Source organism: Sphingobium bisphenolivorans, assembly GCF_000412635.1.
GTDB lineage: Bacteria > Pseudomonadota > Alphaproteobacteria > Sphingomonadales > Sphingomonadaceae > Sphingobium > Sphingobium bisphenolivorans.
Genome location: NZ_ASTG01000003.1, coordinates 112,227 through 134,046 on the forward strand (window position 1 = coordinate 112,227; position 21,820 = coordinate 134,046).

24 protein-coding genes, 1 pseudogene and 1 riboswitch are annotated in these 21,820 nt (G+C 64.6%); of the genes and pseudogenes, 17 read left to right on the forward strand and 8 right to left on the reverse strand.

The features are described from left to right. Position 1: 1 nt before the first annotated feature. Both L858_RS19480 and L858_RS0102825 read right to left on the reverse strand, forming a co-directional pair. A pseudogene (locus L858_RS19480) lies at positions 2 to 1,048 on the reverse strand (KUP/HAK/KT family potassium transporter); the annotation flags it as partial. A gap of 78 nt (positions 1,049 to 1,126) precedes the next feature. Continuing rightward, complete coding sequence (locus L858_RS0102825) at positions 1,127 to 1,393, reverse strand: hypothetical protein (RefSeq protein ID WP_022681630.1); 267 nt, start codon at positions 1,391 to 1,393, stop codon at positions 1,127 to 1,129. Between L858_RS0102825 and L858_RS0102830 the strand changes: the two genes are divergently transcribed. After that, the gene (locus L858_RS0102830; RefSeq protein WP_022681631.1) at positions 1,392 to 2,375 is read left to right on the forward strand and encodes a TerC family protein; all 984 of its coding nucleotides are present in this window, start codon (positions 1,392 to 1,394) and stop codon (positions 2,373 to 2,375) included. The two genes, L858_RS0102825 and L858_RS0102830, sit on opposite strands and share 2 nt — an antisense overlap. Positions 2,376 to 2,423: 48 nt before the next feature. Here the strand turns inward: L858_RS0102830 and L858_RS0102835 are convergent, their stop codons facing one another. The 3 genes from L858_RS0102835 to L858_RS21175 all read right to left on the reverse strand — a co-directional run bounded on the left by L858_RS0102835 (position 2,424) and on the right by L858_RS21175 (position 5,531). Further along, positions 2,424 to 2,888 (reverse strand): aminoacyl-tRNA deacylase, encoded by a 465-nt coding sequence (locus tag L858_RS0102835; protein ID WP_022681632.1) that lies wholly within the window; start codon positions 2,886 to 2,888, stop codon positions 2,424 to 2,426. Positions 2,889 to 3,020: 132 nt separating this feature from the next. Next, positions 3,021 to 5,060 carry a M3 family metallopeptidase gene (locus tag L858_RS0102840; RefSeq protein ID WP_028055737.1) on the reverse strand — a complete coding sequence of 680 codons (2,040 nt, stop codon included), beginning with the start codon at positions 5,058 to 5,060 and terminating at the stop codon, positions 3,021 to 3,023. A 117-nt stretch (positions 5,061 to 5,177) separates the two neighbouring features. Then, positions 5,178 to 5,531 (reverse strand): helix-turn-helix domain-containing protein, encoded by a 354-nt coding sequence (locus L858_RS21175; RefSeq protein WP_022681634.1) that lies wholly within the window; start codon positions 5,529 to 5,531, stop codon positions 5,178 to 5,180. 531 nt (positions 5,532 to 6,062) lie between these two features. Between L858_RS21175 and L858_RS19490 the strand changes: the two genes are divergently transcribed. The 6 genes from L858_RS19490 (at position 6,063) to L858_RS0102875 (ending at position 10,980) form a co-directional block, all read left to right on the forward strand. Beyond that, positions 6,063 to 7,289 carry a hypothetical protein gene (locus tag L858_RS19490; protein ID WP_152639756.1) on the forward strand — a complete coding sequence of 409 codons (1,227 nt, stop codon included), beginning with the start codon at positions 6,063 to 6,065 and terminating at the stop codon, positions 7,287 to 7,289. A gap of 245 nt (positions 7,290 to 7,534) precedes the next feature. Then, on the forward strand, positions 7,535 to 7,750 hold the full coding sequence (locus L858_RS21570) for a hypothetical protein (RefSeq protein ID WP_152639757.1): 216 nt from the start codon (positions 7,535 to 7,537) through the stop codon (positions 7,748 to 7,750). Continuing rightward, entirely contained in the window at positions 7,731 to 8,435 is a 705-nt protein-coding gene (locus tag L858_RS0102860; RefSeq protein WP_022681637.1) for a C39 family peptidase, read from the forward strand. The genes L858_RS21570 and L858_RS0102860 overlap by 20 nt, the downstream gene beginning before the upstream one ends. 11 nt (positions 8,436 to 8,446) lie before the next feature. After that, positions 8,447 to 9,184, forward strand: coding sequence for a hypothetical protein (locus L858_RS0102865; protein WP_022681638.1), 738 nt, complete (start codon positions 8,447 to 8,449; stop codon positions 9,182 to 9,184). Between the two features lie 85 nt (positions 9,185 to 9,269). Further along, entirely contained in the window at positions 9,270 to 10,517 is a 1,248-nt protein-coding gene (locus L858_RS19500; protein ID WP_193742837.1) for a transporter, read from the forward strand. Between the two features lie 130 nt (positions 10,518 to 10,647). Continuing rightward, positions 10,648 to 10,980, forward strand: a complete 333-nt coding sequence (locus L858_RS0102875) for an SWIB/MDM2 domain-containing protein (protein ID WP_022681640.1) — start codon at positions 10,648 to 10,650, stop codon at positions 10,978 to 10,980. 30 nt (positions 10,981 to 11,010) lie between these two features. On the opposite strand, the gene L858_RS0102880 is transcribed toward L858_RS0102875, so the two are convergent. Together L858_RS0102880 and L858_RS0102885 are read right to left on the reverse strand one after the other, a co-directional pair. Then, entirely contained in the window at positions 11,011 to 11,445 is a 435-nt protein-coding gene (locus L858_RS0102880) for a DUF6165 family protein (protein ID WP_022681641.1), read from the reverse strand. Then, a complete protein-coding gene (locus L858_RS0102885) occupies positions 11,442 to 12,323 on the reverse strand; it encodes a hypothetical protein (RefSeq protein WP_238564912.1) in 882 nt (293 codons plus the stop codon). The genes L858_RS0102880 and L858_RS0102885 overlap by 4 nt, the downstream gene beginning before the upstream one ends. A gap of 190 nt (positions 12,324 to 12,513) precedes the next feature. Here L858_RS0102885 and L858_RS0102890 point away from each other — a divergent pair, with 190 nt between their 5' ends. The 3 genes from L858_RS0102890 to L858_RS0102900 are packed head-to-tail and all read left to right on the forward strand — an operon-like array spanning position 12,514 to position 15,758. Next, complete coding sequence (locus tag L858_RS0102890; RefSeq protein ID WP_022681643.1) at positions 12,514 to 13,329, forward strand: TIGR04290 family methyltransferase; 816 nt, start codon at positions 12,514 to 12,516, stop codon at positions 13,327 to 13,329. A gap of 4 nt (positions 13,330 to 13,333) precedes the next feature. Then, complete coding sequence (locus tag L858_RS0102895; RefSeq protein ID WP_022681644.1) at positions 13,334 to 14,386, forward strand: polysaccharide pyruvyl transferase family protein; 1,053 nt, start codon at positions 13,334 to 13,336, stop codon at positions 14,384 to 14,386. Then, a complete protein-coding gene (locus tag L858_RS0102900) occupies positions 14,379 to 15,758 on the forward strand; it encodes a Coenzyme F420 hydrogenase/dehydrogenase, beta subunit C-terminal domain (protein ID WP_028055741.1) in 1,380 nt (459 codons plus the stop codon). The genes L858_RS0102895 and L858_RS0102900 overlap by 8 nt, the downstream gene beginning before the upstream one ends. On the opposite strand, the gene L858_RS0102905 is transcribed toward L858_RS0102900, so the two are convergent. Then, positions 15,749 to 16,249, reverse strand: coding sequence for an MgtC/SapB family protein (locus tag L858_RS0102905; RefSeq protein ID WP_028055742.1), 501 nt, complete (start codon positions 16,247 to 16,249; stop codon positions 15,749 to 15,751). The genes L858_RS0102900 and L858_RS0102905 overlap by 10 nt on opposite strands. Before the next feature lie 69 nt (positions 16,250 to 16,318). Then, positions 16,319 to 16,505, forward strand: a riboswitch (cobalamin riboswitch). A 200-nt stretch (positions 16,506 to 16,705) separates the two neighbouring features. On the opposite strand from L858_RS0102905, the gene L858_RS0102910 reads away from it, so the two are divergent. The 7 genes from L858_RS0102910 to cobU are packed head-to-tail and all read left to right on the forward strand — an operon-like array spanning position 16,706 to position 21,810. Continuing rightward, positions 16,706 to 17,113, forward strand: a complete 408-nt coding sequence (locus L858_RS0102910; RefSeq protein WP_022681646.1) for a DUF1636 domain-containing protein — start codon at positions 16,706 to 16,708, stop codon at positions 17,111 to 17,113. Then, the gene (cobT, locus tag L858_RS0102915; RefSeq protein ID WP_022681647.1) at positions 17,110 to 18,126 is read left to right on the forward strand and encodes a nicotinate-nucleotide--dimethylbenzimidazole phosphoribosyltransferase; all 1,017 of its coding nucleotides are present in this window, start codon (positions 17,110 to 17,112) and stop codon (positions 18,124 to 18,126) included. Before L858_RS0102910 ends, cobT begins: the two co-directional genes overlap by 4 nt. After that, the gene (locus tag L858_RS0102920; RefSeq protein ID WP_022681648.1) at positions 18,123 to 18,689 is read left to right on the forward strand and encodes a histidine phosphatase family protein; all 567 of its coding nucleotides are present in this window, start codon (positions 18,123 to 18,125) and stop codon (positions 18,687 to 18,689) included. The genes cobT and L858_RS0102920 overlap by 4 nt, the downstream gene beginning before the upstream one ends. Next, positions 18,686 to 19,396: an adenosylcobinamide-GDP ribazoletransferase gene (locus tag L858_RS0102925; RefSeq protein ID WP_022681649.1), complete on the forward strand. Its 711-nt coding sequence runs from the start codon at positions 18,686 to 18,688 to the stop codon at positions 19,394 to 19,396. Before L858_RS0102920 ends, L858_RS0102925 begins: the two co-directional genes overlap by 4 nt. Further along, entirely contained in the window at positions 19,393 to 20,370 is a 978-nt protein-coding gene (locus tag L858_RS0102930; protein WP_022681650.1) for a threonine-phosphate decarboxylase, read from the forward strand. The genes L858_RS0102925 and L858_RS0102930 overlap by 4 nt, the downstream gene beginning before the upstream one ends. Next, positions 20,363 to 21,295, forward strand: a complete 933-nt coding sequence (gene cbiB / locus L858_RS0102935) for an adenosylcobinamide-phosphate synthase CbiB (RefSeq protein WP_022681651.1) — start codon at positions 20,363 to 20,365, stop codon at positions 21,293 to 21,295. The genes L858_RS0102930 and cbiB overlap by 8 nt, the downstream gene beginning before the upstream one ends. After that, a complete protein-coding gene (gene cobU, locus L858_RS0102940; RefSeq protein WP_022681652.1) occupies positions 21,292 to 21,810 on the forward strand; it encodes a bifunctional adenosylcobinamide kinase/adenosylcobinamide-phosphate guanylyltransferase in 519 nt (172 codons plus the stop codon). Before cbiB ends, cobU begins: the two co-directional genes overlap by 4 nt. Positions 21,811 to 21,820: the final 10 nt, after the last annotated feature.

The following is a 21,820-nucleotide window of genomic DNA, read 5'->3' on the forward strand; positions in this document are numbered from 1 at the left end:
TTCAGATTTCCACCTGCGAGCCCAGCTCGACCACCCTGTTGGTCGGCAGCTTGAAGAAGGCCATCGGGCTTTCCGCATTGCGCACCATCCACGCGAAGAGCTTCTCGCGCCAGATCGCCATGTCCGGCCGTTCGGACGGGATCAACGTCTGCCGGCTGAGGAAATAGCTGCTGTCCATCACCCCTATGGACCCTCCGCAGCCCTGCACGCTCTTCATGGCGGCGGGAAGATCGACATCCTCCATGAAGCCGTGGCGGACGCTGAGACGGTAGAAGCCTTCGCCATGATCCTCCATATCGACCCTGCCGGTCAGCGGCAGGTGGGGCACATCCTCCGTGACGACGGTCAGGATGATGATACGCTCATGCATCACCTTGTTATGCTTCACATTGTGCAGCAGGGCGGGTGGCACACCGTCCGTCGTGGAGGACAGGAAGATCGCCGTGCCGGGCACCCGTTTGATCGACCGCGCGCTCGATTGGATGAAGAGATCCAGGTCCAGCGTCCCCTCCTGCAGGTAGAAATGCATGATCCGCCGGCCCGTGGACCATGTTGTCAGGATGATGAACACTGCAGCCGCGACCAGCAGGGGGAACCAGCCGCCATCGGGTATCTTCGTGGCGTTGGACAGGAAATAGGCGCCGTCGATGATCAGCAGCAAGCCGGTGACCAGCCCCGCTACTGCCGGCGGCCAACGCCAGACGCTGAAGGTGAGCACCCCCAGCATGCAGGCGGTGATGACCATCGTTCCGGTGACCGCAATGCCGTAGGCCGCAGCGAGATTGCTGGAATTCTTGAACCCCAGCACCAGCATGATGACGAAGGCGAGCAGGGTCCAGTTGACGATCGGCACGTAGATCTGCCCCGCGGCGGACGCGCTGGTATGCAGGATACGCAGGCGCGGCAGGAAGCCCAGCAGTACCGCCTGCCGCGTGACGGAGAAGGCGCCTGAGATAACCGCCTGACTGGCGATGATCGTCGCCAGCGTCGCCAGAATAACCAGCGGTAGCCGCGCCCATTCGGGGGCGAGAAGGAAGAACGGGTTCTGGATCGACCGGCCCCTCCCGACATGATCCTGCTGCCACGAAATGCTCAGTCATCTTCATCGGAAAAAAGCCCCGAGTCTTCAGATGCGCTGCATATGATCCAGCCGTCCGGCCATGGAAAGAAAATTGTTCATGCCGGCTTCGCGAGGCAAAGCATTGATTTCTTCGCCAGCCCGCCTATTGTCGGGGTGCGGACCGGGCCCCTCTGGCGCGCTTGCCCAAAATAAGCGCGTGATGTCGGACCGCATCGGATGATCCGATGCGAACGACGGGCCTGCTGTGGTCGTTCCTCCTTCGCTCCAGATCCTCCGATCGACTTGATGTTGAACAAGAGGAGCATGATCCATGGAGTTTCTCTTCACAGACTGGCTGGGAACGCCAGCCTGGTTCTGGCTGGCGTTCATCGGGCTCGTCATAGCCTTGACCGCTTTCGACCTCGGCTTCCTGCACAAGGAAAACCGGGAGATCGGCATCCGCGAGAGCCTCACCCTGTCAGCCTTCTATATCAGCGTCGCGCTGCTGTTCGGCGCATGGGTGTGGTTCGCGCGCGGACCAGAGCCGGGAATGCAGTATTTTACGGGCTTCTTCATCGAGAAGGCGCTGTCGATCGACAATGTCTTCGTCATCAGCCTGATCTTTTCCTATTTCGCTATTCCCGCGCGGTACCAATATCGCGCGCTGCTTTGGGGCATCGTCGGCGTGATCGTGCTGCGCGGCTTGATGATCGCGGGCGGCGCGATCCTGCTGCATGAGGCCTATTGGGTTCTGTATTTTTTCGCAGCCTTCCTGATCTTCACCGGGATCAAGATGCTATTTTCTGGCGACGAGCCAATGGACATCGGCAAGAACCGGGCGATCCGCTTCATCTCGACCCATCTGCGCGTCACGCCCGACCTGCACGGCGAGCATTTCGTCGTGAAGACGACCAGCGCGAAGACGGGCAAGGTGGTCACGGCCATAACGCCGCTGTTCCTGGCGCTCATCGTCATCAACTTCGCCGACCTTCTGTTCGCCGTGGACAGCGTGCCGGCAATCTTCGCGATCACGACGGACACCTTCATCGTCTACACGTCCAACGTCATGGCGATCCTTGGCCTGCGCGCGCTCTACTTCGCGCTGTCGGCGATGGTGCATCGCTTCCATTATCTGAAATATGCGCTGGCGCTGATCCTCGTTTATATCGGGGCCAAGATTTTCGTCGCCGACTTCCTGCTCGATGGCGGCAAGTTCCCGCCGGTGCTCAGCCTTGGCGTCACCTTCGCCCTGCTCGGCGCCGGTATCGGCTGGTCGCTCTGGAAGACGCGGCAGGAGGAACGCAGCGCCGCATGAGGGTGCGGCCGGTGCCCCTGGAAGGCGCCGGCCGCTCCTCCAAGAAGATCAGATGCTGAAAGAGAAGTGGCGCGATCCCTTTTGCAGCCGTTTCCAGTCCGCCCCGGTCACATGAATGAGCGTGCTGTGATCGCCGCCCTCGAAATAGATGTCGCTGTCGGTCATCATGTCATCGTCGAGTATGGTCCTCAACCCGTAGGCCGCACCAACCGGCGGGATCGCGCCCAGTTCGCAATCCGGGAACAGAGCCGCAGTCGTATGCTCCTCCACCAGATTGACGTCTCGGGCCAGCCACTGGCGGAGGAAGTCGAAGCTCACATGTTTGGATGACGGCAGCACCGTCAGTATATATTCGTCGCCAGCCTGCACCAGCACGGCCTTCGCGACCTGACGCCCCGGAACATGAGCGGCCTGTGCCACGCGGCCCATCTCGACCGCCGGTTCATGCATGACCTCATCGAACCGCGTGCCGCACCGGTCCATATAACCGCGCAATTTGGGTGAGATGCTCATCGCACAACCTCCACGAGTCTGTCGCGGAGGCTCGGCGTGACCGACATATTGCCGCACTGAGCCAGCGCAACCCGATGCTCGTATCATATCAGATGCGCGCACCTCCCGCCAACGGAAGATCGATGCCGGGCATCAGGCCTCTGCGAGACCGCGCATCCGCAGCAGCGCGTCGATCTCCGGCGCGCGGCCCGCGAAGGCACGGAAATTCTCCGCCGCCGAACGGCTTGCGCCGGCCGCCAATATCTCCCGCCGGAAGGCGGTGGCGCCGCCGCCTGGCACATCGGCATGAGCGAATATTTCGAAGGCGTCGGCGGAGAGCAATTCCGCCCAGAGGTAGGAATAATAGCCCGCCGCATAGCCGCCGGCGAAGATATGGCTGAAGGCATGGGCAAAGCGGCTCCACTCCGGCGGCCGCATCACGGCGACCTCCGCGCGCACCTGAGCCAGCACCTCATTGACCCGCGATCCCCGGGACGGATCATAATCGCGATGCAGCAGCAGGTCGAAGGTCGCGAATTCGATCTGGCGCAAGATCGCCAGCCCCGCCTGAAACTGCCGCGCAGCCAGCAGCCGGTCGAACATCGCTTCGGGAAGCGGCTCGCCCGTATCAACATGGCCCGACAGGCCGATCAGCGTGTCCCGTTCCCAGGCGAAGTTCTCCATGAACTGGCTGGGCAGTTCGACAGCATCCCACTCGACGCCGGAAATCCCGCCGATCGAGGGCAGGTCCACCTCCGTCAGCAGATGATGCAGCACATGGCCGAACTCATGGAACAGGGTCACCACGTCATTATGCGTGACCAGCGATGGGCGATCACCGGCAGGCGGCGCGAAATTGGTGGTCAGGTAAGCGACCGGCAAATGGAAGCGGTCGGCGTCACGGAAGCGGGCGCGGCATACATCCATCCACGCGCCGCCGCGCTTGCCCGCGCGGGCGAACAGGTCGAGATAGACGCCAGCGACCGTCGTTCCGCTGGCATCCAGCACGTCGTAGAAGATGACGTCGGGATGCCAGGTCGACACGCCCTCCCGCGCGACGAGGCGGATGCCGAAAAGTCGTTCGAGCAGGGCCTCCGTCCCCGCCAGCACGCGGGGCAGGGGGAAATAGGCCTTCAACGCTTCCTGATCGACCCCGTGCAAGGTGCGGCGCATCGCCTCGGCCACATAGGAAAGGTCCCAGGGCTGCACGTCGTCCAGCCCGAGTTCCGCCGCCGCGAAGGCGCGCGCTTCGGCCAGTTCCCGCTCGGCGACCGGCCGCGCACGGCGAGCGAGGTCGGCCAGGAAGGTCAGCGCCTCGTCCGCGTCGCTCGCCATCTTGGTTTCCAGCGAATGAGCGGCGGCGTCGGCAAAGCCCAATATCTCTGCCGCCTCATGCCGCAGCGCCATGATCCGGTCGATCCGCTCGCTGTTATCGTGCGCCTTGTCGTCCGCCTGTTCGGAGGCGCGGGTGTTGTGGGCGCGATAGACCCGCTCCCGCAAAGCACGATCCTGCGCGTGAAGCAGGATCGCCAGCACGCTCGGCTGACGCAGGGTGATCAGCCAGCCGGTCAGGCCCTTCTCCTGCGCATAGGCAGCGAGGATCGCCCTGTCGCTCTCCGGTACGCCGGCCAGAGCGGCCTCGTCCGTGACATGCTCGCTCCATGCTTCGGTCGCGTCGAGCACGGCATTGCCGAACTTGGTGCCAAGGTCGCTCAGTTCCACCCCGATGTCGAGGAAGCGCTGCCGCGCCTCGCCCTCCAGCGCCACACCGGCCAGGCGGAAGCCGCGCAGGGCGAGGTCGACGGCGCGTCTCTGGGCGACAGGAAGGATGGTGAAATCGGGCCGTGCCGCGACGCGGGCGACTGCGTCATGATGGGCACGGTCCTGTCCCGCCTCCATCAGATAGGCCGTCATCAGCGCCTGCGCCTGTGCATGGGCCTCCCGCAGTTCGGGGGTATCGGCCACGGACGCGAGATGGCCGACCGGCGACCAGACGCGGGACAAGAGGAAATCCGCCCGCTCCGCCGCCAGCACGACGCTGTCGAAATCGTCCGATCCGGCCTTCGTTATCCCGTAGATCGCGGCGCGGTGGGAAGCGATCGCCTCCTGCGTCGCGGGCACCACATGGGCTGCGCTGATAGCGGCGAAATCGGGAAGGTCACTGTCGGCAAGCAGGGGATTGTCGCTGTTCATCATGTCTCGCAAGGCTGTGCCGGTAAGGCGGAAAGGTCACACCTAACTGGTATGTTTCACCCTGCGGTTCAAGCGGCATGAGGGCAGCAAGCTATTCGGCAATTCCCACTTGGTGGATCAGCCGGACTGCGCCAGGGTCACCGCGTCGCTGTCGGCGGACGGAGCCGTGCCATAGGGGAAGGCGAGAAACTGCTCATCTTCCGCGTCATCCCCCTGCGGAGCATCGGCCGCTGCCGCCTCCTCTTCTCCGTCCAGGACCACCAACCCGCACGCCACGGCCTTGGCGACCATGTGGGCGCGGTTGCGGGCCTGCAATTTAAGGCGGATCGTGTCGATATGCCCCTCCACGGTGCGAGGCGCGATCGAAATGGCCTGGGCGACTTCCTTGGCAGAGAAGCCGTACGCGATCAGTTCGAGGATCTGGAGTTCCCGCTGCGTGATCTGCAGCTCATTATAGGTGGTCTTTCGCATTCGCCCTCCTTGCCCCGCTCTTTCGCGAGGTACTCTTGGGAGCGACCCCATTTCATAGGCGGATTTGCCGACCCTGCGACCAGCTTTATCCACCGCTTCACTCACATGATCAGTGAGCCGCGCGTCCGGACGACCAGTGCGCACATCCTCCCCTGATGAGACAAACGATCTATGCTTAACGACATAAGTTTTGGCAAGGCACCGAGAAGATGCGGGTAATTTTACCCAGCCGGTTCTGGTCAGGATCATACTTGCCGCTGGAGAAGAGTGTGAAAGATTGCCGAGAGCCAGGCCGGCCAGCCTTTGCGTGCGATCAGTAACACCAAAGTCGAGCATTCCCGTATATTTACGCTGTGCCAAATCGCACTAGCGACTCCCCCCGACCGCCCATAGCTTATCGTTAACGCCCAAATAGCCGTGAACCACTGCGGTCGCCTCATTCGCGCTCCGGAGCCGGGATACCTTTGTCTGGGCGTTGCCGGCTCCCCGTCGGGAGGACGGGAGCCGGTGACCATCAAACAGGAGGACGTCATGATAAGACATGCTTTGCTACTGACGGCATCGGCAGGCGCGTTGTCGCTTAGCGCGATGGCTGTGCCCGCCTATGCGTACGGGCCGGACCTGGACGTGACGGCGGCGGAAGACGGCAGCAACGCCGTCAATAACGGCAGTGCCAACAATGGAAGCGCGATCAGCAATGACGACTCCTATACGCTGAACGACAGCTCGACCACCACCAACACCACGACCGCGTCGGCGGCGGGTGCGGCGCTGGGCGGCAACGCGGCCAATGGCGGCAGCACGGTCACCAACGATGAATCCGACAACTCGACAAACGCCCTGTCGGCCGCTGGAGCGGCTTATGGCGGGAACGCGGCGAACGGCGGCAGCACCGTGACCAATGACGAGTCCGACAACTCGACCAACGACAATTCGGCGGCGCTCGCGGCGGCTGGCGCCAATGCCGCCAACGGCGGCAGCACCGTCACGAACGACGAGTCGGATAACTCGACGGACGACCATTCCAAGGCCTTTGCGGCTGCGGGTGCCAACGCAGCGAGCGGCGGCAGCACGGTCACGAACGATGAGTCGGACAATTCGACCGACAATTCGATCGAAGCCGAAAAGGGTGGCAAGGTCACGATCGGCAGCAACTTCGCATCGAAGGGCGGCGTCGTCGGCACGAATGACGAGTCGGACAACTCGACCGACAACTCGGTGTCGGCCAGCAAGGGCGGTGAAGTCGCCATCGGCAGCAACATCGCCTCCAACGGCGGTGTAAACGGCACGAGCGATGAATCCGACAACTCCACCAACGCCCATGCGGATGATGGGGCGATCGCGGCCAACGGCAGCACCGTCGGCGTCGACAAGTCGGATAATTCGACCTCGGCTTCTGCCGCGCTCGGCAGCTCGGCCGCCAATAGCGGCGGCACCTCGACCTGGACCTACTCGTCGGCTGCGGTCGTCTCCAAGTCGAAGCTGTCCGGCTATGTCACCGGCAACTATGTCGTCTACAAGCTGCCGTCTAATGGCGGTAACGGCGACAGCGGCAATGCCAACGGCGGCGGCGGCACCAGCACCGGCGGCAATGGCGGCGCAGCTGGCAGCCCGCTGATCGACAACAGCATCACGCTGGATGGCGGTGCGATGGCGAGCTTCGCTGGTCTGAACGCGCAGAACCTGAACACCGGGGTTGGCGCTCAGCAGAATGCGAGCATCAATGTGAGCGCGTCGATCGGCACGCTCAACTTCTAACAGCGCCCGCGACCGAGGGGGCCGGGCGTCCGCAAGGGCACCCGGCCTTCCGGCTCGATCGGTACGCTTGCCTGATGGAGGATGCCGTGCCCAACAGATCGATTTTATCCTTAATGTGCGCCGGCTTCATTATGGTCCTCAGCCCCTGCGCGTCCGCCGACCCCGGCGAGGACGCCGACCAACCTCAGCCAGTGCAAGGCCCTTTCGGTGATACTAAGGCGGTCGACGGACCGGAACTTCAATCCGTGACCGGGATGGCTAATCTTCAACAATATGCGAACGCCAACAATACGAGCGTCGTGAACGGCAACAGCGTCAGCGGAGAGTCGGTCACGGGGCAGATCGCGATTGACGGCCAGTCGTTCCAGAACATGAACGGCCTTTCGATCTTGACCGCAAACACCGGCAATAATGTGTCGATCAACGCGGCGATGAACGTCAATGTCTCAATCCAGCAATAGGCTGAAGGCGCTGGCGCTCGCCCTGTTGCTTGCGGGGTGTGCGGGCGTGCCTGACGGGTCCACCGGCCTGAATGTCGGCCGCACCGACTTCACGATGCCGGTGCGCAGCATGGCCGAACGCCGGTTCCTGACGGTCGTTCGCCAGCAATATGATTTCAGCTGCGGGTCGGCCGCGCTCGCAACGCTGCTGCACTTCCATTATGGCGATAGCCAGACCGAGAAGTCGGTCTTCGTCGGCATGTGGCGCGATGGCGACCGCGAACAGATCCGCAAGCAGGGCTTCTCGCTGCTGGACATGAAACGCTATCTCGCGGCGCGCGGCATCGGCTCCGACGGCTATCAGGTCAGCCTGCAGCAAGTCGCATCGACCCGCATTCCCGGCATCGCCCTCATCAACATGAACGGCTACATGCATTTCGTGGTCGTGAAGGGGATCGAGAAGGGCCAGGTCCTGATCGGCGACCCGTCATTGGGCATCCGCCTGATTCCTGTCCGCAAGTTCCAGGCAATGTGGAACGACATTCTCTTCGTCATCAATGAAAAGCCGGAACTCGCCAAAGCGAGCTTCGGCACGGACAGCGACTGGGCGCTCGTAGCGCGAGCGCGTGCGACGGGCCTGATGGAACCACTGAGCCTTCAGGCGTTGGCGCTTACCCGGCCGCAGGCTTTTCCGCCGGAACTGTAAGGAGGATGACCATGGCCTCCCCGATCACCTATGATGCGCACCGGATGCGGCGGCGCTTGCTCGCTGCTTCGGCGCTGGGGCTGCCGCTCAGCATCTGTTCTCCTGCCGCGGCAAATCCGTTCGGGACGCCGCCGGTCAGCGACCGATCGCTCAGCAGCATGAGGGGCGGTTTTGAATTGCCGAATGGGATGAACGTGGCGGTCGGGGTGCAGATCGACACCTATGTCGACAACAGCCTCGCCCTGCGCACGGTCCTCACCGTCACGGACAAGGTTTCTTCGGCGCTGGAGATCACTGTTCCATCGGCCGTGGCGGCCGTCACGCCTAATCCGATTGCCAACGCCGTTACACCCGTCGCCGTCAACCTGCAGACCGGGCCGTCGCCCTCCGTGCAGGCACCTGCCGTCAATCCTGATGCGCTGGCCGTCTCGGTGCCTATTTCGGCGGCCGGTTCTGCCGCGCCGACGGCGTTGCCGGCCAATATGGAGATCAGGTCCGATCTCGGAACCCTGTCGGTCGCTCAGACCGACAAGGGGCCGGCGGTAATCCTCAAGGGGCAGGACCTGGAAATTCAGCATATGACGGGTAGCTCAACAGGAGTATTGATCGCCAATACCATGGACAACAGGGCAATCGACACGATCGCGACCGTGAATATCTCGCTGAGCGATTCTGCCGTTCCTGTTGGAAATATTATGCTCCGTATCGAGTCCGTGATCTTGGATGCGGTAGGACGAGACGTGTATTGATTATCGGGGATTGTCGTCCGCGAACATGTTTGGGGGGTAAAAGGCTATGGGTTTCCTGTGTCTGAAGGCGTTCACGTCTGTCCTGATGTCCGCCTCTGCAGTTTCCGCGCTGGCAAGTCAGCCCGCGCCCGACAACCCGGCTGATCTGATCGCGCTGCGCGATCAACTGACGCAGGAACGGCAGGAACTTGCGCGTCAGGAGCAGCGTCTGAGCGAGCAGCGCGCGCGCCTTGAGCGGCTGGAGGATCAACTGCTCGGCCGCATGCGGGGCGCGGGCGTCGGATCGGGCGCCGGAGACGCCGTCCAGGCTGCTGCCTCACAGCCTGCAGGCCAAGTTGAAGAGGTCGGCTCAAGGCCGGAGGAGAAGACGAACCCGCCCGAAGTCGCGGTGTTGGCCGATCAGGGCAGCATCATGACGACGGCCGGCCGCATCACCATCGAACCCAGCATCGAATATTCGCATGCGGACCGTAACCGCTTCGTTTTTCGCGGGATTGAAGTTCCTCAGTCGGTGCTGGTCGGCGTGTTCGACATCAACGAAAGCCGGCAGGATATATTGACCGCCGCCATCGCCGGTCGTTTGGGCGTTACCAGTCGATTGGAGATCGGCGCCCGCGTGCCATTCGTCTACCGGAGCGACAAGGCCGTGCTGGTGCCACTGGCGAACGATCAGGTCACTATCGATACCTCTGCGAACGGGACCGGGATCGGCGATATCGAACTGTCGGCCCGCTACCAGCTGACCGACGGATCGGGGGGCTGGCCCTTTCTGATCGCGGGCGTTCAGGCGATCATCCCGACGGGCAAGGACCCCTTCTCCGTACCAAGGGACACGCTCGGCAATGCCACAAAGGCTGCGACCGGCGCGGGCTTCTGGGGCGTTTCGCCCAACGTCACCATGCTCATGCCCAGCGATCCTGCGACCATCTTCGCATCGGTGGGATATACGTTCAATTTCGGCAAGGATGTCGATGAGCGGATCGGCGACATTTTGATCGGGCGGGTGAAGCCCGGCGGCGCGCCCAACGCGACCGTGGGCCTTGGCATCGCGCTCAATCCGGAACTGTCGCTGAGCTTCGCCTATGCGCACACCTGGCAGTTCGGGACGGACACGACGTTCCGGCAATATACGCGGCCCAACAACCTGGGCCCCGAAGTGCTGGGCGCCCCCTTTACGCGCAAGACGAGGGATCAGCAGATCGGGCGCTTCCTCTTCGGCCTCGGCTATCGCGTCAATCCGCGCACGACGATCAACTGGACGGTCGAGATGGGTGCGACGGATGATGCGAGCGACATTCGCACGACCCTGCGCATCCCCTTTACGCTGAACTGAAAACGCTGCCTCACTTACGCCCGCGCACGCAACCTTTTCCGCTGTTGCGTTTTGGGAGTCTCGTCCATGTGCAGGCGCGGGTTGAGCAAGCGGCTCGATCCCGGCTTCGCGAAAATGCAGGGAGCATTCGATGGCGCGTACTCGTGAGCAGCGTGGCGAGCAGGAAACTAAGGCTGCGGTCAAGCAGGTAAAGAAAACCGGAAAGCCGGTGGGGGGCGCACGGGGCGGCATCACGGCGCCCGTTACGCCGTCTGACGAGCTTGCCGAGATCGTTGGCAAGGACAAGCTGCCCCGCAGCGAAGTCGTCAAGAAGGTGTGGGACTATATCAAGGCCAACGACCTGCAAAATCCGAAGGACAAGCGGGAAATCCTGGCCGACGACAAGCTCCAGAAAATCTTTGGCGGCAAGAAGGCGACGATGTTCGAGATGAACAAGCATCTCGCCAAACATTTGAAGGCCTGACTTGCAGCGCCCTGATCGCCAACCTTGCGATCAGGGCGCGGATACGGCTCCCGCCTCGGCAGGCGCCGCCGCAATGCCAGCATAGCTTTTTTCCTCGATCAGGTCGGACCCCAAAATCGCGTTGATACGGCGCTTGATGTCCGCCCGCTCGTCATTCCGCTTATAGACGGACCGTGCGAGCTGGATAAACTCGGCGCCGAAGCGGGCCTGCGCCTCCTGCTCGCGGATCGCATCCTCTATGTCCCACAATGCTTCGTTGACCTGGCGCAGCGCGCCGAGCAGGGGCGCGACCTCGGCGCGCTCTATCGCGCTGCTCCCGATCTCGCCGAGCAGCCGATGCTCCTTTGCCACATTGGCGCGCGCGTCCGGGCGGGCGATGCGGGCGAGCTTGATTTCAAGGATGGTGATCTTGTCGAGCAGTTCGCCCCAGGAAACCGGGACGGCCGGGCTGCCGAGATGCTTCATACACTTGTCTCCATCAGGAAAGTGCGGGCGGCAAGGTCACGCTCGACCTCATCGACGACCGTCTGCCAGTCGCCCGGCCGCGGCTGCACATAGAGGCTGACCGACGGATACCAGGCGCTGGTCTGCTGGGCTGGGTCCCACCGCCAGTCGGGCTCGGCTTTCAGCAGCAGCCAGGTGGGCCTGCCCAGCGCGCCCGCGAGATGCGCGATCATCGTGTCGACGGTGATGACCAGATCGGCGCTTCTCACGAACATGGCGGTCAGACCGATGTCGAGCGGACAACCGTTGGGGTTGAGGACCGCGAGCCTGGTCGGCTCCGGCATCAAGCTGAGGCAAGGCGCGCGGCGGCAGATCGGGCCAAGCAGCGATGTGGGCACCGAGCGCGTCCGGTCCCAGTCACCCGCCCCGTAGCATAGGGCCATGGTCCCCTGTGGCAGCACCGCTCGTGCGGCATTCAAATAGGGCGCGTTCACCTCTTCAGGCGAAATGCGAAGCGCGAAGTCGAGCTCGGTAATCTCGACATCTACCTCTGCCGGACAGAGCGGGTGAGCGGGGTCGAACGGAACCAGCCGGATGCCTTCCGCTATTCCTGTCAGCAGGCCAATCAACCGAGGCTGCACCTCCACGGTCACTGAAGCGGCGCGGGCGGCGAGCAGGGGCAGGAAGCGCGCGAACTGGATGGTGTCTCCCAAGCCATGGTAGCAGCGCACCAGCACGTTGCGGCCCTCGAACGGCCGCCCGTCCCACACCCAACGCAGATGATAGGGGAGCGTCGGATCGTCACGCGTCGAGCGATCGCGCTCCGCCAGTGTCTGTTCTGCGAACGCCCAGGCTTCCGCATAACGGCCCGAGCGCATCGCGGCGGTCCACATCTTCATCCGTTCCGTCATAGACAGGATCAAAGTCACGCCATGCGCAGCTGGTTCCATCGAACCCGCGGGAAGCATGGCAATCGCGCGGAAGGAACGCGAAGCTACTCCGTTCGTTCGGGTAACGAAACCTGTCCGCCGCATGAGGGTGACGCCTCTTCCTGGGCGGCTTTTTCCTGTTCGAACAGAGGGAACGCCTTTGAGACAAGTCGTCAGCAAGGTCGCGGAAGCCGCAGATGCCGAAACGCTCCGTCAACGGATCGAGGCGCTGGCTCCCTGGTTCCACAATATCGACATCGATGGCATCAGCACTGCGCCCGATCATTTTCTGGGCGACTATCCAGCAGGCAAATTCGCCCGGTTCGCTTCGGTCCTCCCAAGCGATCTCAGCGGCAAGACGGTGCTCGACATCGGTTGCAATGCCGGCTTCTATTCCTTTGAAATGAAAAGGCGCGGCGCTTCCCATGTGCTGGGGATCGACAGTGATGAACGCTATCTGGCTCAGGCGCGGCTGGCGACGGAAGCGTTCGGTTTCGATGGAGTCGAATTCGGCAAGCTTTCCGTCTATGACGTCGCGACGCTGGGGCAGAAGTTCGACCTGGTGATCTTCATGGGCGTTTTCTATCACCTGCGCCATCCGCTGCTCGCGCTGGACCTGATCCGCGAGCATGTGGCTGGCGACATGCTGCTCTTCCAGACGATGCAGCAGGGGTCGAGCGACGTGATGGAGGTGCCGGCCGATCATCCCTTCTTCATGCCCGGAACGGCCGAGCCGCCCGCCTATTTCGACGATCCCGCCTATCCCAAGATGCACTTCATCGAGCGGGAGTTCGCGCACGATTGGACCAATTGGTGGGCGCCCAATGCGGCGTGCAGCCAGGCGATGCTGCGCGCGGCGGGCTTCACGGTCGAACGGACGCCGGAGCCGGACGTCTATCTTTGCCGCACCGCGCCGGTGCCCTATGCACAGCATGGGCCGGCCGCTGCCTATCCGACCAAGGGGGCTCCCCGTTGAAGCGATGAAGATCGGTATCCTCACCTTCCATCGCTGCATCAACTATGGATCCTATTGGCAGGCGCGCTGCCTGGTAGAAGGTCTGCGCGGGCAGGGGCACGACGCCGAGCTGCTCGATCATGACGCGCCCGATGTCCGCCTGGCCGAGTGGCGCTGCGCCTTTCAGCCCCAATTGCCCGCACGCACGTTCCGGGCGGACCTGCGGCGTTACGCGGCCAAGACGCGGCGGTTCATGGACGCGTTCGACAAGCTGCCGCAATCGCCACGCTTCGCGCTCGACCGGCCTGAAGAGGCGGGCGCCTACGACACCATCCTGATCGGCAGCGACGAAGTATGGAACTTCCGCCACCCGTGGTATGGCGGCAAGCCTATCTTCTTCGGGGACCGGCTGCGCGCGCGGCGGCTGGCATCCTATGCCGCCAGTTTTGGCAATCACGATGCCGCGCATGGCATCGATCCAGGCTGGGCGACCAAGCTCGGCCGGTTCGAGGCGCTGTCGGTGCGGGATGAGAATAGCCGCAGCCTCGTCCGGCAGGCGCTCGGCCGGGAGCCTGAGCTGGTGCTCGATCCCTGCCTTCAATTCCCGCTGCCTTCGGTCGCCGAGGGGCAAGAGGAGCCCTATCTCGCGCTTTACGGCCATGGCTTCCCCGACTGGTTCGCGGTCGCCGTGCGGGCTTGGGCGGACGAGAATCATGTCCGCATCGTCAGCATCGGCTATCGTACCGAATGGGCGGATGAGCAGAGGATAGAAGCCGGGCCGGAGGAGTTTGCCGCCTTGATGGCTGGCGCGGAGGCGGTCGCCACCAATTTCTTCCATGGCTGCGTCTTCGCGCTCCATTATGGCAGGCCATTCGTATCCGCGCCCTCGGCCTATCGGTTCAACAAGGTGCGCGATCTCACCCGGTCGCTCTCCGCGGAGCGCCATATGGTGAGGAAGGAAACGCCCGCCGGCACCTATGCGCAACTGATGGAAGCGCCGCTGGACCCTGCGATCGGCGCGCGGCTCGAAGAGATGCGGGCGCGCTCCAGCGCCTATCTGGCTTCGGTTCTTGGCTGATAGCAGCCTCACGCCGCAGGACGTCGTCTTGGCGGGGCTGTGCATCGGCTGTGGCGGCTGCGCGGCGGGCAGGGGGGCGATGGAGTGGGACCGTTTCGGACAACTCAAGCCGCAAGGTGATTGGACGAGAGAGGCCGCACCGAGATTTGGGCGCATCTGCCCCTTCTCACCGCATGCCCGCAATGAGGATGAGATTGCCGCAGAGCGCTTCCCTCAGCCGCCCCAGCAGAACGCGCTTATCGGCCGTTTCGAGCGCGCCCATGTCGGCCATGTCGCGGAGGATGAGTTCCGCTCCGGCGGAAGCTCCGGCGGCATGGTCAGCTGGGTGGCGGCCGAACTTTTGCGGCGTGGCCTTGTCGATGGTGTGGCGCATGTCGTGCCGGTCGACCCGGCGCAGGACGGCCGCTTCTTCCGTTACCGCATTTCCCGCGATGTGGCGGAGGTGCAGCAGGGCGCAAGATCGCGCTACTATCCCGTCGAGCTTTCCGGCGTGCTGGAGGAGATACGCGCCCGCCCGGGGCGCTATGCGGTCGTCGGCGTGCCCTGCTTTATCAAGGCGCTGCACCTGCTGCGTGCGGAGGACCCGCTGCTGCGGGAGCGGATTGCTTTCACGCTGGGGCTATTCTGCGGCCATATGAAGAGCGCGCGCCTGGTGGACAGCTTCGCCTGGCAGCTGGGCGCGCCGATGGAGGATGTGCGGGCGGTCGAATATCGGCGCAAGAACCCTGACCGCCCCGCCAACTGGTACACCGCGCATCTGACGCTGGCCGATGGCACGGCGCGCTGGCAGGATTGGTGGCACCTGGTTGATGGCGACTGGGGCGCGGGATTTTTTCAGAACTCGGCCTGCAACTATTGTGACGATGTGGTCGCTGAAACGGCCGACATAGCCTTTGGCGACGCTTGGGTTGAGCCCTATTCATCGGATGGACGCGGCACCAATGTCGTCATCACCCGCAGCAAAAAGGTGCAAGCCTTGGTCGACGCCGCCATTGAAGATGGGCGACTTGCTTTGAAAGAGGTGGATGCCGACTTCATCATAGAGACGCAGGCAGCCGGCCTTCGCCACCGCCGCGAAGGTCTGGCCTACCGCCTGCGCATCGCGCCGCCTGCGCTGCCGCTGCGCAAGCGAGTCGTGCCGGGAGGAGAGGGGCTGCCGTTCCGCCGCAAGCTGGTTTACCGCAGCCGTCGCTGGATCAGCGCCGGCAGCCATCGCGTCCTTGCCTTCGCCCGTCTTTCAGGATGGCGCGGACTCTACCTGCGCTGGGCCAGACTGGCGCTTCGTTGTTATGAGGGGTTCGCCTATCTGCGCGGGCCGGTCGGCAAGATCATGCGGCGTTTCGAACCGGCGGGGACGCGCGATCAGGACTGATCCGGCGGAGCCGATCCGCGTCGGTTGGGCATGCGGACAGGCTCTTCTTCATTGTCCTGTCGCTCCGACCGCTTCATCCGCTTTTCCACCGCCAGCATCACCGTCAGCAGCAGCAGCGCGATGAAGGAGCCGGCCAGCACCAGCACATATTGCCCCGCGCCCGCCGTGATGCCGACGGCCGCGGCCATCCAGAGGCTGGCGGCCGTGGTCATGTTGCGCACGTCGCCGCCGCGCACGAAGATCAGGCCGCCTGCGATAAAGCCGATCGCCTGCGCCAGCCCTTGCACGACGCGGACGGGGTCGCTGTCGGTATAGACTTCCGCCAGTTCCAACGCGGAAAGCGTCAGCATCGCCGAACTCAGCGAAACCAACCCATGGGTGCGCAGCCCCGCATCATGCCCGTTGCGTTCCCGCTCGTAGCCAAGGGCCAGCCCCAGCAAGGTCGCGAGGCCCAGACGGATAAGGGTCGTACTCAGATCATTTGCCAGCATGAAGATATTACCCCTGAGCCGCGGGACCGTTCCCGTGCGCACCCTCTTGCGAAGCGCGGCATCGGCATCTATCAGCGGCGGGCGACAGGTTCCTCGCATGAGGATGAAAAGGGAAGTCGGGCCTATCCCGCGCTGCCCCTGCAACTGTAAGCGGTGAGCCGATCGGTCATGATGCCATTGGGACGCACAGTCCCGAGAAGGCGCCGATGGGCATCGACCCGTGAGCCAGGAGACCTGCCTGCCGCAGTCGTTCTTCGACCGGACAGGGTGTGCCGGCCGAACGGGGCTTTTCCTCGCCGAACGACAGCCATTGCCTTGCCGGTGCGGCCGTGCGGGGGGAGCGTCCTGTCGTGCGCCCTTCTGCTGCTGCCGTCCGGCCAGGCCCTTGTTGTCTGGTCGGAGAATATGGATGACCGCCTTGCCTGCCTGCCTTTCCCGCTTTGAGGAAAGCTGCTGATGCTGCGCCGTGTGGAAGAGGGCGCGGCGGTCGTCGTCTGTTCGACCTGCCGCCTGTCGCCCGAACAACGCGAAGATGCGCAAGGACGGCGCGGCGGCGCTCTTCTGGCAGCCGAAATGCGGGCGGTGAAGGAAAGCGATGCCGCCTATGCCGGCATCTCCGTGCAGGAAATGCCGTGCCTGTTCGCCTGCCAGCGTCATTGCACGGTGCATGTGCGCGGGCCGGGCAAGATCGGCTATGTGCTGGGCGACTTCACTGCCGATGAGGGCGCCGCGCGAGCCGTGCTGGACTATGCGCTGCGCCACGCTGCGAGTGAGGAGGGCGTTGTGCGCTATGCCGACTGGCCGCAGGGGGTGAAGGGTCATTTCATCGTCCGGACGCCACCCGAGGGCTTTGTCTGCTCATGATCAGTTTCGGGAGCGTTCGAGAGTTCGCGGTGCTGCTGCAGGAACTGACGCAGCCCAATGAGGCCAAGGTCCAGGCGGCCGCCGAGCGGCAGGCCCAACTCACCAAGCCGGCGGGATCGCTGGGGCGGCTGGAGGATATCGCGCTGTTCATGGCCGGCTGGCAGGCCCGCGAACGGCCCAAGGTGGAGCGGATCAGGGCGGCGATATTCGCGGGCAATCATGGCGTGGCGGCGCGGGGTGTCAGCGCCTATCCGCCGGACGTGACCATGCAGATGGTGGCGAATTTCCGCTCGGGCGGGGCGGCCATCAACGCCCTTGCCGCCGCGTGCGGGGCCGAGCTGACCGTGGTGCCGCTCGATCTGGACCGGCCGACCGAGGATTTTTGCGAGGCTCCCGCGATGAGCGAGGAGGACTGCTTGCGGGCTTTGAACGCGGGCGCCGCGGTCGTCACGCCCGACCTCGACCTGCTGTTGCTCGGTGAGATGGGCATCGCCAACAGCACCTCCGCAGCGGCGCTCTGTGCGCAGAGCTTTGGCGGAACTGCGGCATCATGGGTCGGCAGGGGCACGGGCGTCGATGCCGAGGGCGTGGCGCGGAAGATCGAGGCTGTCGAACAGGCCATCCAGTGCCACTCGGCCCATTGCCATAACGCGTTCGAGACGCTGCGGCGGCTCGGCGGGCGCGAGATCGCGGCGATGGCTGGGGCCGTTCTGGCCGCACGCGCGCTGCGGGTCCCGGTTCTTCTGGATGGCTTCATCGGCTGCGCCGCGATAGCGCCGCTGGCCAAGGACAATGCCGCCATCACCGGCCATTGCCTCGCCGCCCATTGTTCAGCGGAAGCGGGCCATGCGCCCTTGCTCGACGCACTGGGTCTGGAGCCGCTGCTGCGGCTCGACATGCGGCTCGGCGAGGGGAGTGGCGCGGCGGTGGCGGCGCAGATCGTGCGGTCCGCTCTGGCGGCACATGGGGGAATGGCGACCTTTGCCGAAGCCGCCGTAGCGGGCGCGCTTTGAGCGAAGTCGTCCTTCACCTGATGCGGCATGGGGCGCCGCAACTGCCCGGCTTGCTGTTGGGGCATTTTGACGTGCCCTCCGAAGCGCATGGCGTCGAACAATGTGTGAGACGCGCGCGAACGCTCGAATTCGAGCGGGTTGTGACCTCCGACCTGTCGCGGGCGAGGGCGCCCGGCGCGATCATCGCGGCAGAGCGAAAGGTCGAGCATCATGCCGACGCGCGCTGGCGCGAACTGTACTTCGGCGAGTGGGAGGGCGCCGATCCGGCGACGCTTCCGCCCGAGCCGCTGGGCGCCTTCTGGGATGACCCCGATCGTCATCCTCCTCCTCGGGGAGAGCGGTGGGGAGAGCTGTGCGGGCGGGTCGAGGATGCGCTGCGCACTCTCACCGCACCGACGCTGGTCGTCACCCATGCCGGCGCGATGCGCGCGGCGCTGGCGGCCCTGTGCGGACTGGATGCGCGCCAATGCTGGGCGGTCGATCTGCCCTACGCGGCGGTACTCAGCCTGCGCGTGTGGCCCGGTCCGCAAATGTCCGGACAGATGACGGCGCTGCTGCCGTGAAGCGGCTAATCCTCGCCCTTCAATTGCTGACGCGGCTGCCGTTGCCGCCCGTGCAGGCTGATGATGCGGACTTTGCGGCGGCGATCCGCTGGTTTCCGGCCGCTGGCGTGGTTGTGGGCATCATCGTCGCGGGCGCCGCGGGGCTGGGGGCGCGGACGGACCCCTGGGCAGGGGCGCTTCTGGGCCTCGTCGCCTGGGTTGCAGTGACGGGCGCGCTGCATCTGGACGGCCTCGGCGATATCGCGGACGCAGCTGGGGCCACGCATGCCGATCCGCGCCGGCTGTCCGCCGTGCTGGCTGACCCGCATATCGGCAGCTTCGGCGTTGTCGCGATCGGGCTGCAACTGCTCGCGAAGCTCGTCGTGCTGCGGCTTTGGCTCGAAGCGGCTTCGGTCTGGACGGTGATCCCGATCGCCATCATCGCGCGGATCGGCCCCCTGCTGTGGACCCGCTGGCTGCCGCCACTGCATGAGGGGCTGGGCAGCCGGTTCCGCGAGGGGTGGCGTGCAAGTGCAGCGACAGGATGGTGCGCTGTCGGGCTGCTACTGGCCGTACTGGCGCCGCCCTTGCTGCTTGCCGCCCTGTTCATTCCGCTCTGGGCATGGTGGCTGCGGGCGCGTATCGGCGGCATATCCGGCGATGGGCATGGCGCGGGGATCGAACTGGTCGAGACGGGCCTGCTTGCGGCGATGGTGGTGCTGCGATGAGCGGCTTTACCTGGCATGGCGGGCGGCTGGCGGAGGCGCGCGCGGTCTATGGCGAAGGCGAGTGGATCGACCTATCGACCGGGATTAATCCGATCCCATGGCCCGGCGTGTGCGAGGTGGAGATCGACTGGACAGCCCTGCCCGATCCAGAGGCCCTAATGGCGCTAGAGCAGACGGCGGCGGCCCATTTCGATGTAGATGCGGCGCATGTCTGCGCGATCCCGGGCAGCGAGATTGGCCTTCGGTTGCTCGGTCGGATGCTGGACCTGCCGGCGCGCTTCCTTGTCCCCAGCTACCGCACCCACGGCGAGGTGTTCGCCCGCAGCAGACCGATCAGCGGCGGTGAATACCTCCCCGACGAGCCGACAGCGCTCCTGCTTGCCAATCCGAATAATCCCGACGGTAGAATATTCCCGGCGGAGAGGCTGTTGCACTGGCTCGATGAACTGGAGCGCAGGGAGGGATGGCTGATTGTCGACGAAGCTTATGCCGATGCGGTTCCCGGCAGCAAGCTGGCGGAGGCCGTGGGCGATGACCGACGTCTGATCCTGCTGCGCTCCTTCGGCAAATTCTTCGGCCTGCCCGGCGTTCGGCTAGGCTTCCTGATTGCACCCCGCGCGATCGTGGCGGGGGCACGGCAGATGCTGGGCGAGTGGCCGGTTTCGGCGGCGGCCGTGGCGCTGGGAACGGCGGCCTATCGGGATCGAGGCTGGATCGAAGCAATGACCGCGCGATTGCCTCGGCAAGCGGCGCGGCTGGATGCCCTGCTGGCACAATACGGGTTTGCCGCGCGCGGCAATTGTCCGCTGTTCCGGCTGCTGGAGGTGGAGGATGGCCACGCGCTGTTCGATCGACTCGCGCGCCGCGCGATCCTGACCCGGCCCTTTGCCGATCATCCGCGCTGGCTGCGGATCGGCTTGCCGGGCGATGAAGCCGCGTGGAGCCGCCTCGAAAGCGCGCTTGCCGATGGCTGAGCCGGTCGCCCTGGGTGCGTTGATGCTGGACGCGCTGATCGGCTGGCCCGGCTGGCTGCACACGCGAACGGGTCATCCCGTCGGCGCCTTCGCCCGGATCATCGGAGTGGCAGACCGGCGCTGGAATCGTGGGAGTCCTGTGCTCCGCCGATCGGCAGGCGTCGGGCTGGTGCTGCTGTTGCTCGCCGTAGCAGGCGGCGCTGGCCTGCTGCTTGACCGCGTCATCCGGCTGGTGGCGGGGGAATGGAGCGCCCTGTGGCTGTCCGTCGCCGCCTGGCCTGCCCTGGCGCAGCGCAGCCTCTACGACCATGTCCGACCTGTCGCACAGGCGCTGCGGGACGGAAATCTCAACGAGGCGCGCCGCGCGGTCGGCTGGATCGTGGGGCGCGATACAGCACGCCTTGATAACGCTGGCGTCTCGCGCGCGGGGATCGAGAGCCTGGCAGAGAGCTTCTGCGACGGCGTGGCCGCGCCCTTGTTCTGGCTGCTGCTGCTCGGCCTGCCTGGAGCATGGGCCTATAAGGCGATCAACACTGCCGACAGTCTGGTAGGGCACAAGGAAGAACCCTATGCCGACTTCGGCTGGGCCCCGGCGCGGTTCGATGATCTGCTCAACTGGGTGCCGGCGCGGATCGCGGGCGTGCTGTTGTGCGCTGCCGGGGGCGGGGGGTGGCGCGTGCTCTGGCGTGACCACGGCCGGCACGCGTCGCCCAACGCGGGCTGGCCGGAAGCGGCCATGGCCGGCGCCTTGCAGGTGAGGCTGGCAGGACCCGTCGCCTATGATGGCGTGATGCATGACAAGGCCTGGATTGGCGATGGCGAAGCACCGTCGGAGCGCACTATTCGTGCGGCGTTGCATGTCTACGGCCGCGCCTGCCTTTTATTGTGGGCGTGCGCCCTCGCGACATGGATAGCAGCCCTATGACGAACAGCCACTCGCTGCTGGTGCTTGGCGGCGCCAGATCAGGAAAGAGCAGTTATGCGCAAGCTCGATGTGAAGCGCTGCCCGGCCGGCTCGCCTATATCGCCACAGCGCAGGCCTTCGATACGGAAATGGCGGCGCGGATCGCCCGCCACCGCGCGGAGCGCGGCGAACGCTGGTTCACGCTGGAGGCGCCGACAAATCTGGGTGAAGCCATCGACCAGGCAGCGCAGGATGCGCACGTCATTCTTATCGACTGCCTCACTCTATGGCTCTCGAACCTGTTGCTGGCGGATGCGGACATGGCGGCGGCAACCGGCGAACTATCTGAGCGCGTAGCAAAGGCCAGCGTGCCCGTGATCATGGTCGCCAACGAAGTGGGCCTCAGCATCGTGCCCGACAACGCGCTTGCCCGGCGGTTTCGAGATGAGGCGGGATGGCTCAACCAGAAAATGGCGGCAGTCTGCCGGGAAGTGGTCTTCGTCGCGGCAGGCCTGCCGCTCACCCTCAAATCTTGATATCGTCCCG

What these genes read in the sequence shown, in the direction of transcription:
- L858_RS0102830 (WP_022681631.1), top strand. Translation starts at nt 1,392, where the DNA reads ATGGAGTTTCTCTTCACAGACTGGCTGGGAACGCCAGCCTGGTTCTGG.
- L858_RS0102825 (WP_022681630.1), bottom strand. Translation starts at nt 1,393, where the DNA reads ATGGATCATGCTCCTCTTGTTCAACATCAAGTCGATCGGAGGATCTGG.
- L858_RS0102835 (WP_022681632.1), bottom strand. Translation starts at nt 2,888, where the DNA reads ATGAGCATCTCACCCAAATTGCGCGGTTATATGGACCGGTGCGGCACG.
- L858_RS0102840 (WP_028055737.1), bottom strand. Translation starts at nt 5,060, where the DNA reads ATGAACAGCGACAATCCCCTGCTTGCCGACAGTGACCTTCCCGATTTC.
- L858_RS21175 (WP_022681634.1), bottom strand. Translation starts at nt 5,531, where the DNA reads ATGCGAAAGACCACCTATAATGAGCTGCAGATCACGCAGCGGGAACTC.
- L858_RS19490 (WP_152639756.1), top strand. Translation starts at nt 6,063, where the DNA reads ATGATAAGACATGCTTTGCTACTGACGGCATCGGCAGGCGCGTTGTCG.
- L858_RS0102860 (WP_022681637.1), top strand. Translation starts at nt 7,731, where the DNA reads ATGTCTCAATCCAGCAATAGGCTGAAGGCGCTGGCGCTCGCCCTGTTG.
- L858_RS0102865 (WP_022681638.1), top strand. Translation starts at nt 8,447, where the DNA reads ATGGCCTCCCCGATCACCTATGATGCGCACCGGATGCGGCGGCGCTTG.
- L858_RS19500 (WP_193742837.1), top strand. Translation starts at nt 9,270, where the DNA reads ATGTCCGCCTCTGCAGTTTCCGCGCTGGCAAGTCAGCCCGCGCCCGAC.
- L858_RS0102875 (WP_022681640.1), top strand. Translation starts at nt 10,648, where the DNA reads ATGGCGCGTACTCGTGAGCAGCGTGGCGAGCAGGAAACTAAGGCTGCG.
- L858_RS0102880 (WP_022681641.1), bottom strand. Translation starts at nt 11,445, where the DNA reads ATGAAGCATCTCGGCAGCCCGGCCGTCCCGGTTTCCTGGGGCGAACTG.
- L858_RS0102885 (WP_238564912.1), bottom strand. Translation starts at nt 12,323, where the DNA reads ATGAAGATGTGGACCGCCGCGATGCGCTCGGGCCGTTATGCGGAAGCC.
- L858_RS0102895 (WP_022681644.1), top strand. Translation starts at nt 13,334, where the DNA reads ATGAAGATCGGTATCCTCACCTTCCATCGCTGCATCAACTATGGATCC.
- L858_RS0102905 (WP_028055742.1), bottom strand. Translation starts at nt 16,249, where the DNA reads ATGCTGGCAAATGATCTGAGTACGACCCTTATCCGTCTGGGCCTCGCG.
- L858_RS0102910 (WP_022681646.1), top strand. Translation starts at nt 16,706, where the DNA reads ATGCTGCGCCGTGTGGAAGAGGGCGCGGCGGTCGTCGTCTGTTCGACC.
- cobT (WP_022681647.1), top strand. Translation starts at nt 17,110, where the DNA reads ATGATCAGTTTCGGGAGCGTTCGAGAGTTCGCGGTGCTGCTGCAGGAA.
- L858_RS0102930 (WP_022681650.1), top strand. Translation starts at nt 19,393, where the DNA reads ATGAGCGGCTTTACCTGGCATGGCGGGCGGCTGGCGGAGGCGCGCGCG.
- cbiB (WP_022681651.1), top strand. Translation starts at nt 20,363, where the DNA reads ATGGCTGAGCCGGTCGCCCTGGGTGCGTTGATGCTGGACGCGCTGATC.
- cobU (WP_022681652.1), top strand. Translation starts at nt 21,292, where the DNA reads ATGACGAACAGCCACTCGCTGCTGGTGCTTGGCGGCGCCAGATCAGGA.